14 protein-coding genes and 1 pseudogene are annotated in these 13,812 nt (G+C 74.3%); 1 reads left to right on the forward strand and 14 read right to left on the reverse strand.

What is annotated here, in order from left to right; translation table 11 throughout:
• The 12 genes and pseudogenes from HP550_RS21910 to HP550_RS03975 form a co-directional block, all read right to left on the reverse strand.
• A pseudogene (locus HP550_RS21910) lies at nucleotides 1-746 on the reverse strand (hypothetical protein); the annotation flags it as partial.
• Nucleotides 743-1,354 carry a nicotinate-nucleotide adenylyltransferase gene (gene nadD / locus HP550_RS03925; RefSeq protein WP_175346294.1) on the reverse strand — a complete coding sequence of 204 codons (612 nt, stop codon included), beginning with the start codon at nucleotides 1,352-1,354 and terminating at the stop codon, nucleotides 743-745. The gene nadD and the pseudogene HP550_RS21910, both read right to left, overlap by 4 nt.
• Before the next feature lie 26 nt (nucleotides 1,355-1,380).
• Nucleotides 1,381-1,533: a hypothetical protein gene (locus HP550_RS03930; RefSeq protein WP_175346295.1), complete on the reverse strand. Its 153-nt coding sequence runs from the start codon at nucleotides 1,531-1,533 to the stop codon at nucleotides 1,381-1,383.
• Nucleotides 1,534-1,588: 55 nt separating this feature from the next.
• On the reverse strand, nucleotides 1,589-2,899 hold the full coding sequence (locus HP550_RS03935) for a glutamate-5-semialdehyde dehydrogenase (RefSeq protein WP_175346296.1): 1,311 nt from the start codon (nucleotides 2,897-2,899) through the stop codon (nucleotides 1,589-1,591).
• On the reverse strand, nucleotides 2,896-4,017 hold the full coding sequence (locus HP550_RS03940) for an LLM class flavin-dependent oxidoreductase (protein ID WP_175346297.1): 1,122 nt from the start codon (nucleotides 4,015-4,017) through the stop codon (nucleotides 2,896-2,898). The genes HP550_RS03935 and HP550_RS03940 overlap by 4 nt, the downstream gene beginning before the upstream one ends.
• A 1-nt stretch (nucleotide 4,018) precedes the next feature.
• A complete protein-coding gene (locus HP550_RS03945; RefSeq protein ID WP_175346298.1) occupies nucleotides 4,019-5,125 on the reverse strand; it encodes an LLM class flavin-dependent oxidoreductase in 1,107 nt (368 codons plus the stop codon).
• Nucleotides 5,122-6,138 (reverse strand): GNAT family N-acetyltransferase, encoded by a 1,017-nt coding sequence (locus HP550_RS03950; RefSeq protein ID WP_175346299.1) that lies wholly within the window; start codon nucleotides 6,136-6,138, stop codon nucleotides 5,122-5,124. The genes HP550_RS03945 and HP550_RS03950 overlap by 4 nt, the downstream gene beginning before the upstream one ends.
• Nucleotides 6,135-7,103 carry an ATP-grasp domain-containing protein gene (locus HP550_RS03955; protein ID WP_175346300.1) on the reverse strand — a complete coding sequence of 323 codons (969 nt, stop codon included), beginning with the start codon at nucleotides 7,101-7,103 and terminating at the stop codon, nucleotides 6,135-6,137. Before HP550_RS03955 ends, HP550_RS03950 begins: the two co-directional genes overlap by 4 nt.
• Entirely contained in the window at nucleotides 7,100-8,446 is a 1,347-nt protein-coding gene (locus HP550_RS03960) for a M20 family metallopeptidase (protein WP_175346301.1), read from the reverse strand. The genes HP550_RS03955 and HP550_RS03960 overlap by 4 nt, the downstream gene beginning before the upstream one ends.
• A complete protein-coding gene (locus tag HP550_RS03965) occupies nucleotides 8,443-8,865 on the reverse strand; it encodes a rhodanese-like domain-containing protein (RefSeq protein ID WP_175346302.1) in 423 nt (140 codons plus the stop codon). The genes HP550_RS03960 and HP550_RS03965 overlap by 4 nt, the downstream gene beginning before the upstream one ends.
• A 25-nt stretch (nucleotides 8,866-8,890) precedes the next feature.
• Nucleotides 8,891-9,358 (reverse strand): GNAT family N-acetyltransferase, encoded by a 468-nt coding sequence (locus tag HP550_RS03970; protein WP_175346303.1) that lies wholly within the window; start codon nucleotides 9,356-9,358, stop codon nucleotides 8,891-8,893.
• Nucleotides 9,355-10,173, reverse strand: coding sequence for an NADPH-dependent oxidoreductase (locus tag HP550_RS03975; RefSeq protein WP_175346304.1), 819 nt, complete (start codon nucleotides 10,171-10,173; stop codon nucleotides 9,355-9,357). Before HP550_RS03975 ends, HP550_RS03970 begins: the two co-directional genes overlap by 4 nt.
• A 251-nt stretch (nucleotides 10,174-10,424) precedes the next feature.
• Between HP550_RS03975 and HP550_RS03980 the strand changes: the two genes are divergently transcribed.
• Nucleotides 10,425-11,705 carry an NtaA/DmoA family FMN-dependent monooxygenase gene (locus HP550_RS03980; protein WP_175346305.1) on the forward strand — a complete coding sequence of 427 codons (1,281 nt, stop codon included), beginning with the start codon at nucleotides 10,425-10,427 and terminating at the stop codon, nucleotides 11,703-11,705.
• On the opposite strand, the gene HP550_RS03985 is transcribed toward HP550_RS03980, so the two are convergent.
• Together HP550_RS03985 and HP550_RS03990 are read right to left on the reverse strand one after the other, a co-directional pair.
• Nucleotides 11,706-12,479 carry an alpha/beta hydrolase gene (locus HP550_RS03985; protein ID WP_175346306.1) on the reverse strand — a complete coding sequence of 258 codons (774 nt, stop codon included), beginning with the start codon at nucleotides 12,477-12,479 and terminating at the stop codon, nucleotides 11,706-11,708.
• A complete protein-coding gene (locus tag HP550_RS03990) occupies nucleotides 12,479-13,792 on the reverse strand; it encodes an NtaA/DmoA family FMN-dependent monooxygenase (RefSeq protein WP_175346307.1) in 1,314 nt (437 codons plus the stop codon). The genes HP550_RS03985 and HP550_RS03990 overlap by 1 nt, the downstream gene beginning before the upstream one ends.
• Between the last annotated feature and the right edge of the window lie 20 nt (nucleotides 13,793-13,812).

Here is a 13,812-nt window from a genome sequence, read left to right on the forward strand (position 1 = left end):
CCACCGGCCCAGCTGGGCCCGTCGCGGCGCGGCGCGGGCGCGGGCGGCGACTGCGGGGTCGGGGTCGCCCGCTCCTGCGGGGCCGGGCGGCTGGCAGGGGGCGTCGGTGCCCAGCCCCCGGTACTGCCCGGTGCACTGGGACCGGCAGGCTCGGCGGAGCGCTGGCCCCACTGAGCGGGAGCCGTCGACGCCGGGGCGGGACGTGAGGTGGCGGGGCCGCCGGACGTCGCTGCCGCGGGACGGGAGGCGGCCGGCGATGCCGGAGCGGCGGGGCCGGGACGCTGGGCGGGCGGCGCGGTGGGCGCCGGAGCGGCGGGACGCTGGGCGGCGGCCGGTCGTGAGGTGGCGGGTGCGCCGGTGGGCGGCGCCTGACGCGGCGGGGTCGCAGCAGGCGCGGCAGGACGGCTGGGAGCGGCGCTCGGCGCGGGCGCCGACCACGTCGGGGTGCCCGCGCCCGACGTGCCGGGGCGAGCGCTGGTGGGGTCGAGGGCGGTGTCGCGGATGGACCGGCGGGAACGGCTGGAGTCGGTGGGCTGCGGCGCGGTGGGAGCGGTGCCGCGCGCGGGCGTGTCCTCGGCCCCCACGCCGCGCATGGCACGGCGGGACACCTGGCCGGCCGTACCGGCGCCACCCGGAGTCGCCGGACCTGCCGCAGACCCTGCGTCGGGTGCGGCGGCCGAGACGTCGCCCGTCTCGGGGTTGCGATGGAGCTCGCGGCGACGACGCCGCTCTCCCGGTTCACTCATGACTGACCTCGATACAACCTGTGCTTGGCGATGTACTGGACGACCCCGTCGGGGACGAGGTACCAGACCGGCTGCCCGGCGTGCTCACGTGCGCGGACGTCGGTCGAGGAGATCGCCAGGGCGGGGACCTCCAGGACGTGGACGCGATCGCCGGGGAGCCCGTCGACCGACAACGCGTGCCCGGGACGGGTGACCGCCACGAACTGCGCCATCGAGAAGAGCTCCTCGGCATCCTTCCACGTCAGGATCTGCGCGATGGCATCCGCACCTGTGATGAAGAAGAGTTCGGCGTCCGGGCGGGCCGTCTTGAGGTCGCGCAGGGTATCCACGGTGTACGTCACACCCGAGCGGTCCACATCGACCCGGCTCACGGTGAACCGCGGGTTCGACGCGGTGGCGATGACGGTCATGAGGTACCGGTGCTCAGGGATGGTGACGTCCTGGTGGAGCTTGAACGTCGGGCGGCCGGTGGGGACGAAGACGACCTCGTCGAGGTCGAACCGTGCGGCGGCCTCGCTGGCCGCGACCAGGTGGCCGTGGTGGATGGGATCGAACGTGCCACCCATGACACCGACCCGGCGCGGGATCGAGCGTGGCGGTTCCGTCATCGGTCCGGTCCCTGACTGGTCGTCGGTCAGTGGCGCGTCCCGACGCTGCGGAAGGCGAACGTGATCAGCAGCATCGCGACGAGGCCGACGAACGCGCCGATACCGAACACCACGGGCGGGAAGGGGAGCTCGTTGCCGTGCTCGGCGGCCTCAGCAGCGGCGATCAGGGCAGCATGCACGTCGTTCCTCCAGGGGTGGTCGAGAGCCAACAGTGTCGCACGAGGGACTGTGCCCTCAGGGTCGGACGTGCCCGTCGCCGTGCACGATCCACTTGGTCGTCGTGAGCTCGCCGAGGCCCATCGGCCCCCGTGCGTGCAGCTTCTGCGTGGAGATGCCGATCTCGGCGCCGAGGCCCAGCTGACCGCCGTCGGTGAACCGCGTCGAGGCGTTCACCATGACCGCCGCCGAGTCCACCTCCGCGACGAACCGCTCCGAGGCCGCGAGGTCCCGCGTGATGATCGCCTCGGTGTGGCCCGAGCTCCAGGTGCGGATGTGGTCGAGCGCCTCGTCGAGCGAGTCCACCACCCGGACGGCGAGGTCGAGCGACAGGTACTCGGTGGCCCAGTCCTCGTCCGTGGCCGGCACGCAGTCGGCCTCGTCGGGGGCGAGCGCGAGCGTCGTCTCGTCGCCGTGGATCGTCACGCCCTCGTCGGCCAGCATCGCGAGGGCGACCGGGAGGAACTCGTCGGCGACCGCCTGGTGCACCAGCAGGGTCTCGGCGGCGTTGCAGACCCCGACGCGCTGCGTCTTGGAGTTGAGCAGGATCGGGATGGCGACGGCCAGGTCCGCGGTCTCGTCGACGTAGACGTGCACGTTGCCCACCCCGGTCTCGACGACCGGCACCGTGGACTCGCGCACGACCGTCTGGATCAGGTCCGCTCCCCCGCGGGGCACCAGCAGGTCGACCAGGCCGCGGGCGTGCATCAGCGCGACCGCACCCTCCCGGCCCCACGCGTCGATCGACTGCACGAGCGCGCCGGGGAGCCGTTGCGCGACGAGCGCCCGGGACAGGACGCCGACGATGACCTCGTTGCTCGCCGCCGCGGCCGAGCCGCCGCGCAGGATCACCGCGTTGCCGCTCTTGAGCGCCAACCCGGCCGCATCGACGGTGACGTTCGGGCGCGCCTCGTAGATCATGCCGACGACGCCCATCGGCACCCGCACCTGACGCATCCGCAGGCCGTTGGGCAGCGTGGAGCCGCGGACGACCTCCCCCACCGGGTCGGGCAGGGCGGCCAGCTCGCGCAGGGCGTCGGCGATGGCGACGATGCGCTCGGGCGTGAGCGCGAGGCGGTCGAGCAGCCCGGCGGACGTGCCGTCGGCCCGGCCACGCTCCAGGTCCGTGGCGTTGGCGGCGACGATCTCGTCCGTGGCCGCCACGAGGGCGTCGGCCATGCCGCGCAGCGCGGCGTCCTTGGTGGCGCGGGTGGCGGTGGCCAGGGCGCGCGACGCGACCTTGGCCCGCTCGGCGACCGCGCGGACCTGCGCGACGACGTCCGAGGTCTCGACGGCGTCCTGCACCGGCTGGTCGAGCGAGGTGGTCATCGAACCAGGGTAGTCCCGGTGCCCACGCCCTCCCGCTCGGCGACGCCACGGTGGACGAGCGGGATCACGTGCTCCCCGAGCTCGACCGCGTCGGCGATCAGGTCGTAGCCGCGCAGCCCGAAGATCTCGAAGCCGAGGTCGACGTAGTCCAGCAGCGCCTCGGCCACGGTCTCGTACGAGCCGACCAGCGCGGTCGCGCTCGTCGGCAGCCCACCCGCCCCGGCGACCGTGGGCGTCCACAGGGCGCGGTCGTGCCGCTCCCCCGACGCGGCCAGCTCGGCCAGCCGCAGGTTCGCGGTGTTCTCGGGCAGCCTTCCGGGCTCCCGGGGCGCCTCCGTGAGCGTCCGGACGGTGCGCGGTGCCGCGAGCTCGTCGATCCGTGCCCGGATCGCGCGCGCCTTGGCCCAGGCCTCGTCGTCGGTCGGCGCCACGATCGGGCGGAACGCGATCTGGAGCCGTGGGGTCGGACGCCCGGCTGCCGTCGCGAGCGACGAGAGCAACGCCACCTGGTCGGCCGTCGCGGCGAGGGGCTCACCGAAGAACGCGAACACGTCGGCGACGCGCGCACCGACCTCGAGGGCCCGTCGCGACGCCCCGCCGGCCGAGAGGCCCGGGCGGTGCGACGACCGCGCACGCAGGAGGAAGTCCTCCGTCCGGTAGTACGGCCCGGCGTGGCTGAAGGGCGCGTCGGACGTCCACGACCGGAGCAGCACGTCCGCGTACTCACCGAGCCGGTCGTAGCGCGCGTCCTTGTCCAGGTCGTCGCCCTCGGCTCGTTGGTCGCTGGTCAGGCCGCCCGCGATCAGGTGCACGGTCACCCGGCCACCCGAGGCGGTGTCGAGCGTCGCGAACGTCTTCGCCGCGAACGTCGGCGCCGACACGTTCGGCCGGTGCGCGACCCGCAGCCGGATCCGGTCGGTGTGCGCGGCCGCCCATGCCGCGGCCTGCGCCGGGTCGGGCCCGTCGGAGGCGTACGGGAACAGCACGTGGTCCCAGCCGTGCTGCTCGTGGGCGCGCGCGATCTCCCGCGTGTAGCCCGGGTCCCACACGGGTCCGACGAGCGGGGTGGTCTCCGTCGACGGGTTGCCGTAGCCGGCGCCGAGGAACTCGACGGGCACGTCAGACGCTCACGAGCCGGTCGAGGCCCCGCGCGCGGCCGGCGTCCTGCGGCCCCCACAGGGTGGTCGACACCTCGGCGCGGACCAGCGGCACCACCTCCTGCGCGAAGCGGCGCAGGACGTCCTGCTGCTGCTCGTACGGGAGCACGGGGTTGAGCGAGACCGACTGCAGGTCGTGCCCGTACGAGCGGTGGTAGTCGAGGATCTTCTCGGCCACCCGCTCGGACGAGCCGACGAGGGCGGGCCCGCGCTCGACCGCGTCCTCGATGTGCGTGAACGACGACACCTTGCCCGGCCGCGTCTCACCGACGTGCTTGGCGGCCATCCGCGCGGCGAACCCCTCGTACACCGCCCGGTACTCCTCGGTGGCCTGCTCGGTCGTGTCGGCCAGGAACAGCCCGCCCGAGCCGGAGCCGACGTAGCCGACCGACGGGTCGAACCCGTTGATCTCCAGCTGCTCGCGGTACCGGTCGATGAGCACCTTGTAGTTCTCCCGCGGCTGCAACGCGTTGGCGGACACGATCGGGTCGCCGTGCCGCGCGGCGAGATCCACGGCGATCGTGCTGGTGGCCGACCCGTGCCAGATGCGGAACGGGCCGTCGTACGGGCGCGGCAGCGTGGTCGCGTCGGTCAGCGGGGCGTGGAACCGGCCCTCCCAGTCCACGTGCTCCTCGCTCAGCAGCCGCCGCAGCAGCCCATAGTTCTCCTCGAGGTAGTCGTACTGGTGGGCCAGCTCGAGGCCGAACAGCGGGAAGTGCTTGTCCTCGTTGCCCTTGCCGATGACGATCTCCAGCCGCCCGCGGGACAGCACGTCGATCGTGGCGTAGTCCTCGGCCACGCGGACCGGGTCGAGCAGGCTGAGCACCGTGACGCCGGTGCTCAGCAGGATCCGGTCGGTGGCCTGCGCCAGCGCGCCGAGCAGGACGGTCGGCGACGAGGACAGGAAGTCCCCTGCGTGCCGCTCCCCCACCGCGAAGGCGTCGAGCCCGAGCTCCTCGGCGAGCACGGCGGTCTCGACGACGCGCTCGAGGCGGGTGGACGGGTCGAGCAGCTCGCCGGTCACCGGGTGGGGGCCGTGCGGGACGATGTCGAGGACCTGGAACTTCACGAGCGTGCTCCTTGCGTCAGGGGTGCGAGGTCGTAGCCGAAGGCGAGCAGGGTGCCGCCGTGCACGACGCGGGTCTCGCGGTCGGGCAGGCGGACGAATCCGAGCCGGTGGTAGAGAGCGTGCGCGCCGGTCATCTGCGGGCCGGAGTTCATCACCACGCGCTCCAGGCCGCGCTGCCGGGCGAGCGCGAGGACGTGCTCGGTGAGCAGCACCCCGATGCCGCGCCGGCGGGCCGCGGGGTCGACCGCGAGCAGGCGGAAGTCGAGCTCCCCGGGGCGGCCGAGGTCGGAGATGTGCTCGCCCGGGCGCGGGGTGGCGACCGTGCCGAGCAGCTCGCCGGTCGCCAGGTCCTCGACCACCCAGACCTCGTGCTCGCGGGCACGAGAGGCGACGTCGGCCAGCGAGGCGCGGTAGTCGGCGGGCAGGTCGTAGTCGTGGCCGTAGGCGTCGACCGACAGCTGCGCGACGCGGTCGAGCTCGTGCGGCGCGATCAGCCGCACGCGCAGCCCGGTGCGATCGAGGTCGTAGACGAACACGGCCAGGCGGCCGATCCCCCGGGGCACGACGACGGTCTCGCGCTCGACCGCGCGCTCGAACCCGAGCCGGTGGTAGAGCCGCTGCGAGGCGACGTTGCGCGGGCCGGTGTCGAGCACGAGCGCGCGGACGCCCCAGGCGCGGGCCCGGGCGATCGACTCGGCCACGAGCGCGGCGCCGACGCCGCGGCCGCGCGCCTCCGGGCCGGTGGTGAGGAGCCGCACCTCGGCCTCGTCGTGACGCGCCTGGCGGGTGTAACCGGTGCCCGGCCGCAGGAGGCTGAGCGTGCCGAGCAGCCGGCCGTCCTCGACCGCCACGAGCAGGTCGCCCGCGGCCGCCCGCCCAGGGGTGTCGCGCAGCAGGCGCAGGCGCTCCGGGTCGGTGGTCGGACCGTACGGGCCGGCGCCGAACCCGCGCTCGGTCAGCTCGGCGACCGCCTCGAGCTCGTCGTCGCGGGCGGTCCGCACCTGCACGCTCATGGTGTCTCCCTCTCGAGCAGCGACCCCAGCAGCCGCGCCACCTGCCGCGGACCGGACCGGGGCGCCACCGCCTCGACCGCCGCGTTGTAGTTGGTGTTCGTGTTCACGTCGTAGGTGACCACCCGACCGTCGGCGGCCTCGATGAGCTCGACGCCCGCCACCTCGATCCGGTGCGCGGCCAGGAACGCGACGTAGCGGCCGACCGGCAGGCCGTCGACGTCCTCACGCAGCGAGAAGATCTGCTCACCGGGCTCGGGCGCGCGCAGCGCCCCGGGCGGCGCGACCGGCCGACCGTCGGGGCCGACCGCGCAGGCGTCGGCGGGGCACAGCTGGAACCCGCCGGCGGTGGTGTCGGCACGGATCGCGTAGACCAGCTCCCCGCCCACCAGCTCGACGCGGGTGATCGTGCCGTCGGCCGGCTGGACGTACTCCTGCAGCAGGGTGATCCCGTCCACGGGCTCCTCGAACGCCGGAGACGCCACGTGCTCGGCGAGCTGGTCCGCGTCGTCGAAGCGGTGCACCCCGAGCCCCTTGCCGCCCTGGTTGTGCTTGGTGACGAACGGCCCGCCGAACCGGCGTGCTGCGGCCACGAGCCCGGCGGAGCCGATCACGGCAACCGTCCGCGGGACGTCGATCCCCGCGGCCCGTAGCGCGGTCAGCTGCGCCACCTTGCTCACCTCGAGCTCGAGGACGGACCGTCCGTTCACGGTCCGCCGGCCCGCGGCCTCGGCCCACGACAGGACCGAACGGGTGTGGTCCTTGGACAACCCGTGTCCGCGGGTGTGGCTGGACGCCGAGAAGCGCGACCAGAACACGCCCGGCGGAGGCTGCTCGTCGAGGTCCAGCACACCGCCGACCAGCAGCCACTCGACGTACGGCACGCCCTCGGCGTCCAGCGCGTCGGCGAAGGGCCCGAACCAGTCCGGGTTCTCGTGGATGGCGTAGACCACGGGCTGCTGTGTCACGAGAAGTAGCCCTCGACGTCCAGCACGCCCCCTGCGTCCTCGAAGTCCTTCCGGACGGCTGCGCGCAGCGCCGGATCGGACAGGTAGTCGAGCGCGGTCAGTGCGAGACCGACCGCGCCGTCGATCGCGGCCGCGTCCCCCCGCGGACCGCCCGCGACCTCGGCGAACTCGCGGGTGTGCAGCGCCACGTCCGGGTCGCTCACCGCGATCATCGGGTGGATGCCCGGCAGCCGGACGCTCACGTTCCCGAAGTCGGTCGACGCCGCGAGGATCTCCGGCACCACGCCCCCCGCCAGCACGGTCCGGCCCCGACCCGCCTGGTGCACGGCCCAGCGCTCGGCCAGGGGTGAGTTGGTGCGTACGGGCAGCGTGAACGGCGCAGCGTCCCACACCAGCTCGGCCGTGGTGTCGGTGGCCAGCGCCGCGCCCTGGGCGATGTCCGCGAGACGCTCGGACAGGTCCTTGAGGGTCGCCGGGCTGGCGGACCGGACGTAGTACTCGACGGTCGCCCGCTCGGGCACCACGCTCGGCCGCGCACCGCCCTCCAGGATCACGCCGTGCACGCGGTCGCTCGGCGGGATGTGCTGGCGGAGCATGGCGACGGCCTGGTAGTTCAGCGCCACCGCGTCGAGCGCGTTGCGGCCCATGAACGGGCTGGCCGACGCGTGCGCCGCGACCCCGTGGTACGTCACGCGAAGCTGGCGACGGCCCAGGAACGGGTGGTCGACGACGTCGAACCCGAACGGGTGGACCATGATCGCGGCGTCGACCCCTGCGAAGAACCCGTTGCGCGCCAGGATCTCCTTGCCGGAGCTCCCTTCCTCCGCGGGCGTGCCGAGCAGCAGCACGCGTCCGGGCAGCTCCAGCCCGTCCGCGACCGCGCGGTGCAGCGCGAGGAACGCCCCCGTCGCTGCACCCGCGATGAGGTGGTGGCCGCACGCGTGGCCCACCCCGGGCAGCGCGTCGTACTCGGCGAGGATCGCGATCGTCGGCCCGGCATCGGAGCGCGCGGCGCCGTCGTCGGGACCCTGCGCCGTCAGGCCGGCGCGCAGCGCCGTCGAGAGCCCGTGCGTCCCCACGGAGGCGGGTACCCCGTGGGCCCGCAGCAGGTCCGCGATCGCGGCCACCGAGCGGACCTCGCGGAACGCCTCCTCCGGGTGGGCGTGGATCGCGTGCGCGAGGTCGAGCACGGCCCCCTCGCCGACCTTGGCCGCCGCCCGGACGAGCTCGCGCGACGGCTCGTCGGCACCGGGGTACGCGGACGTCAACGGCACGAACGCCGCCCGTCGGCGCTCGGTGAGCGCGTGGAGCTCGTCGAGGAACGCGGTGGACGGGGTGCTCATCCGACGGGCGCCTCGGCGGGCAGACCCGCGTCCTTCCACGCCGGGAAGCCGCCCTCGACGTGCACCACGTGGGTGAACCCCTTGGCGCGCAGCTCAGCCGCGACCGGGCCGGACCCGCGCACCGAGCCGCAGACGACGACGATCGGGGTGTCCAGCGACACGACGGGCGCGTGCCGGGTGGCGGCGGTCAGGTCGAACTCCTCGTCGATCGCGTACCGGTCGCCGACCGTCGCGCCGGGGATGGCGCCCGTGCGCGACCGGCCGGCCTCGCTGCGCACGTCCACGAGGAACGCGCCCTCGGCGACGAGCTCGGCGGCCTGCGCGGGGCTGACGACGGGCGCGAGCGCGGCGGCCTCCTCGAGGCTCAGGTGCTCGGCCGGGGCGCCGGGGCGGGAGGAGGTGTCAGAGGTGGTGGTCACGGTGTTCTCCTTGTCGGGGTGCGGGTCATGCCAGGTCCTTGGCGAAGCAGAGGCTCACCCTGTCGCCCACGTAGTCGCCGAACGGCTCGATCGCGTGCCAGCCCTCGCGCCGGTACAGCGCGACCGCCTCCGGCTGGCGGACGCCCGTCTGGAGCACGATCGTGCGCACGCCCGCATCCGCCGCCCACCCGCCGACGGCGTCGAGGAGACGGGCGGCCAGACCGAGCCGGCGGTGCGTGCCGGCCACGAAGACGCGCTTGACCTCGTGCTCCCCGTGGGCGAGGCGCAGGGACGCGGTGCCCACGGGCCGGTCGCCGTCGTACGCCACGTACGTGACCAGGACGGAGGCGGGGTCGACGGGCACCCGCGGCCCACGGTCCGCCACCAGGTCGGCGTAGCGCGGACCCACCTCGGCGTCCATCTGGTCCCGGAGGCGGCCCGCGTGCGGGTGCGTCCACGGCACCGCCGTCAGCGTGAGTGTCGCCGCGTTCATCGCAGCTCGAAGCCCTGCGCCTGGAGGGCGGAGCGCAGCTGGTCCCGGCCGTTGAGCGCCGCGGGACCGGACAGCCGGGCGAGCACCCGCTCCACCCAGGAGTGCGACAACCCCTCCTCGGCGTAGAAGTCCCCGATCCGGCCCTCGTAGGCGGCGACCGCGTCGGCGTGCTCGGCGTCGTCGTACGTCTCGTGGTGCAGCACCGCCGACTGCGGCAGGCGCGGCTTGATGCGGGCGTTCTCGCTCAGGTCCGGCCGACCGACCACGAGGCCGAACGCGGCGAACACGTGCTGGGGCAGGTGGAGCAGCGCCGCGACCTCGGCGGGCCGGTTGCGCAGCGCGCCGATGTACACGGTGCCGAGGCCCAGCGACTCGGCGGCGAGCACCGCGTTCTGCGCGGCCAGGGCGGCGTCGACGAAGCCGACGACGGCGGACTCGAGGAAGTCGGCACCCTCGGTCGGTGCCTGGTGCGCGGCCGCGATGGCGTGGGCGCGCCCGAGGTCCACGAGCCAGACGAGCAGGAGCGGGGCCGCCGTGATGTGCTCCTGGTCGCCCGCGAGCGCCGACAGGGCCGCCCGGCGCTCGTCGTCGCGCACCGCCACGACGCTCCACAGCTGGAGGTTGGAGCTGGTGGCAGCGGACTGCGCCGCGGCGACGACCGCCGCGAGCTCGGCGTCCGTGACGGGGTCGGGCAGGTAGCGGCGCACCGAGCGGTGAGCCAGCTGGAGCTCGATGACGTCCGTGCTGGCGACGTCGAGGGGCGCCGCGCCGCCGTAGCGCGCGGCGACGGCGGACGGGAGGAGATCGACGGACATGGCGGTTCCCTGGGGTGTCGGACGCGTGCCCACCGTTGCGGCGGGCTGGGTCGCGCTCGGGAGCACCTGCGTGCTGCTCCCCCTGCCGAGCCATACAGGGGAGCTCCTGACCTGCGCAGGAGGGTCGGCTCCACGCCTGGCGATGTCAACGATCGGGACGGCCTTCTCACATCGCGGGATCCTCGACCCAGATGCTCGCGTGGGCGCGGCCCGTCCCGCACGCTGCCCTCCCGGCTCGGACAGGAGGACCCATGGCGCCCAGACACCTGCGCCTCGGCGTGCACCACACGGTGGTAGGCCAGCACGCGGGCGCGTGGCGGATCAGCACGCAGCCCACGGACTCCGAGTCGCTCGGGCAGCACCTGGCCGCGGCTCGGGTGGCGCAGGACGCGGGCCTCGACTTCCTCCTGCTCACCGACGTGCTGGGCGAGCAGGGCGACCCCGTCTCCCCCGGCTTCCACCCGCGGCTCGAACCCGCCGTGCTGCTCGGCGCGCTCGCGGCGTCGACCAGCAGCATCGGGCTCGTCGGCAGCTTCTCGACCACGTTCCAGGAGCCGTACGCCCTGGCGCGCCAGCTCTCCAGCCTCGACCACGTCTCCGGCGGACGGGCGGGCTGGAACATCGTCACCTCGTTCCGGCCCGGACTGCCCGGCCTGCCGCCGCACGCCGAGCGCTACGCCCGGGCGCACGAGGTGGTGACCACTGCCGCGCAGCTGTGGGACGCGTGGGAGCCGGACGCCCTCGTGCGCGACCGGCGCACCGGAGCGGTGGTCGACCCGTCACGGGTGCACCGGGTGCAGCACGAGCGCGGGGTGCTGCCGGCGTCCCGGTCCCCGCAGGGACGACCCGTGCTGTTCCAGGCGGGCGCGTCCGAGGACGGGCTGGCGCTCGCCGCCCGGTGCGCCGACGTGGTGCTCACCTCGCAGGACCACCTGCCCGACGCCCGCGCCCACTACGCCGAGCTCAAGGCCCGCGTGGCCGACGCCGGACGGGACCCGGACGACGTCCTGGTCGTGCCGGGCGTGATGGTGCTGGTCGGCTCCAGCCGCGCCCAGGCCCAGGACGTGCACGCTCGGCTGACCGAGGTCCTCGACGACGACGCCGCCCGACGCCGGCTGTCCGCGATCCTCGGTTGGGACACGTCGGCGCTGCCGTTCGACGCGCCCGTCGAACCCGCCCCGGCGATGACCGAGGGCCACCGCAGCCGGGCTGCCCTGCTGCACCGGCGGGCCACCCGGGAGAACCTGAGCGTCGGCGAGCTCGCGCGCGTCGCGGAGGCCACCCGCGGACACCGGCTGGTCGTCGGCACGGCGCAGGACGTGGCCGACGAGCTGATCGGCTGGTTCGAGGACGGTGCCGCCGACGGCTTCCTTGTCGGACCGGCGGTGATGCCGTCGGGCCTGCGCCGGTTCGCCCGCGACGTCGTCCCGCTGCTCGCCCGCCACCGGCCGCCCGGGCGGACCGGCGGAACCCTGCGCGAGCGTCTCGGCCTGCCGCTGGGACCCCGCACGCCCGCGGGGCCCCAGCGCTGACTACACGTGCCGCCGTACCCAGGCCGTGGCGAGCGCCGCGACCTCGTCCTGGTGCTCGACGAACGTGTGCTCGGACCCGGCGACGACCTCCACGGCCGACCCCGCGGGTAGCCAGCGCCGCCCGGCCTCGGTGATCGCCAGCAGCGCACGCTCGCTGTGCCCGGTGTCGCCGTGGATCACCAGCACCGGCACCCGCACGGCGGTGAGCAGCTCCTCCTGGGTGCCGGTCGAGCCGACCTTGGGGCGGAGCCGGTTGACCGTGACCGTGCGACCGGACCCCTCCAGGTGCACGTCCTCGTCCCGGTACCAGGCGACCACCTGCTCCGGGGTGAGGAACGGGTAGGGCGCGTCGCCCCCGCCCGCACCGGTCAGCGCGCCCGTGAGCACCAGGGTGACCACGGCGGACCGCTCCGGGGCGACCCGCAGCGAGACCGCGGACCCCAGGCTCTGCCCGTGCAGCACCTGGTGGGTGTACCCGAGGCCGTCCAGGTGGTCGAGCACGGTCCGCAGGTCGGCGAGCAGGTGGTCGCCGTCCACGACGTCTCCCCCCGACAGCCCGAACCCGCTGAAGTCGTACCGCAGGACCGCATGACCGAGCGCCGCGTACTCGTCGGCCAACCGGTCGAACCGGCCGCCCGCGTGCCGGTCGGACAGGAACCCGTGCGAGAGGACGACGACGCTGTCCCCGTCGGAGGGCCGGAACGTCACCGCCAGCTCCACACCGTCCGGCGTCGGCAGCCGGTACGACGTGTCCTGCGCGAGGGTCGCGGTCATCAGATGCCCAGGTTCTCGCGCAGGGTGGTGCCCGCGTACTCGGTGCGGAACACCCCCAGCCGCTGGAGGTGCGGCACGACCGCCCGGCCGAACTCGTCGAACGACCCGGGGAAGTGCGTCGGCGTCACCAGGAAGCCGTCGGCCGCCCCGGACTCGAACAGCTCGGCCAGCTGCTCGGCCACCTCGACGCCGGTGCCGACGATCTGCGGGGTCAGCTCGCTGGTGGAGAACTCGATCGCCGCCTCCGCGATCGTCGCCGAGCCTCGTCGGGACCCCAGCAGCTCGTCGAGCGCGACGATCGCCCGGCTCGCGGCCTGCTCCGGAGTCGCGCGCTCCTCGATGACCTGCGCGTACGGCGTGTCGGGGGCGAGGTCGCCGAGGTCGAGCCGGGAGAACAGCCCGAAGAACTCGATGCCGGCCTCCGGCGTGATGATCGTGCGCAGGTAGTCCCGCCGCGCCTGCGCGATCGCCGTGGTCTCGCCGATGATCGGCTGCACGGCCGCGAACAGCTTGATCTTCTCCGGGTCCCGGCCCAGGGCCCGCGCCTTGTCCCGCAGGTCGTCCTTCTTCGCCCGCAGGTCGGCCTGCGTGCGCTCGATGGCGAAGATGACGTCACCCCAGCGGGCGCCGAACTCCCGGCCGCGCGGCGAGTCCCCGGCCTGGATGAGCACGGGATGGCCCTGCGGCGACCGGGGCAGGTTCAGCGGCCCCTGCACCGCGAGGTACTCGCCCTTGTAGTCGGGCGTCGCGATCTTCGCGGTGTCCGCGAAGAGCCCGGTCTCCTTGTCGGCGACCAGCGCGCCCTCCCCCCACGAGTCCCAGAGCGCCACCACCGACTCCACGAACTCGTCACCCCGGTCGTACAGCTCGTTGCGCCCGAGCTCGGTCACCTCCGGGAAGTTCGCGTAGTTGGCCGCGCCGCTCGACTGGATGATGTTCCAGGCCACGCGCCCGCCGGAGAGGTGGTCGAGGCTGGCCAGCGTCCGGGCGAGGTTGTACGGCGAGTTGAAGCTGGTGGACAGCGTGATGCCGACGCCGAGGTGCGTCGTGACGGCGGCGATCTGCGCGGCCAGCTGGGCCGGGTCGTGCTTGAGCGCGTTGCTCAGCCCGTGCGTGGCGAACCCGGGCCGGTGGCTGACGGTCTCCGGGATGAACGCGAGGTCGAACCTCGCGTCCTCCAGGGTCCGCCCGATGTCCTGGAACAGGCGAGGGCCGAGGAAGTCCTGGGCCGAGTAAGGGTGGCGCCACGCCCCGGCGAAGTGGCCGCTGGGGAAGAGCACGTAGGCGCCGAGGAAGAGCTGTCGCTGTGTCATGAGGAGGTCCTTTCGGAGTG

It is taken from the genome of Cellulomonas humilata, assembly GCF_013359775.1.
Taxonomy (GTDB): Bacteria; Actinomycetota; Actinomycetes; order Actinomycetales; family Cellulomonadaceae; genus Cellulomonas; species Cellulomonas humilata.

Excerpts from the sequence above, each read along its gene's own strand:
- HP550_RS03990 (WP_175346307.1), bottom strand. The coding sequence starts at position 13,792 with ATGACACAGCGACAGCTCTTCCTCGGCGCCTACGTGCTCTTCCCCAGC.
- HP550_RS03970 (WP_175346303.1), bottom strand. The coding sequence starts at position 9,358 with ATGAACGCGGCGACACTCACGCTGACGGCGGTGCCGTGGACGCACCCG.
- HP550_RS03950 (WP_175346299.1), bottom strand. The coding sequence starts at position 6,138 with ATGAGCGTGCAGGTGCGGACCGCCCGCGACGACGAGCTCGAGGCGGTC.
- HP550_RS03960 (WP_175346301.1), bottom strand. The coding sequence starts at position 8,446 with ATGAGCACCCCGTCCACCGCGTTCCTCGACGAGCTCCACGCGCTCACC.
- HP550_RS03985 (WP_175346306.1), bottom strand. The coding sequence starts at position 12,479 with ATGACCGCGACCCTCGCGCAGGACACGTCGTACCGGCTGCCGACGCCG.
- HP550_RS03935 (WP_175346296.1), bottom strand. The coding sequence starts at position 2,899 with ATGACCACCTCGCTCGACCAGCCGGTGCAGGACGCCGTCGAGACCTCG.
- nadD (WP_175346294.1), bottom strand. The coding sequence starts at position 1,354 with ATGACGGAACCGCCACGCTCGATCCCGCGCCGGGTCGGTGTCATGGGT.
- HP550_RS03980 (WP_175346305.1), top strand. The coding sequence starts at position 10,425 with ATGGCGCCCAGACACCTGCGCCTCGGCGTGCACCACACGGTGGTAGGC.
- HP550_RS03975 (WP_175346304.1), bottom strand. The coding sequence starts at position 10,173 with ATGTCCGTCGATCTCCTCCCGTCCGCCGTCGCCGCGCGCTACGGCGGC.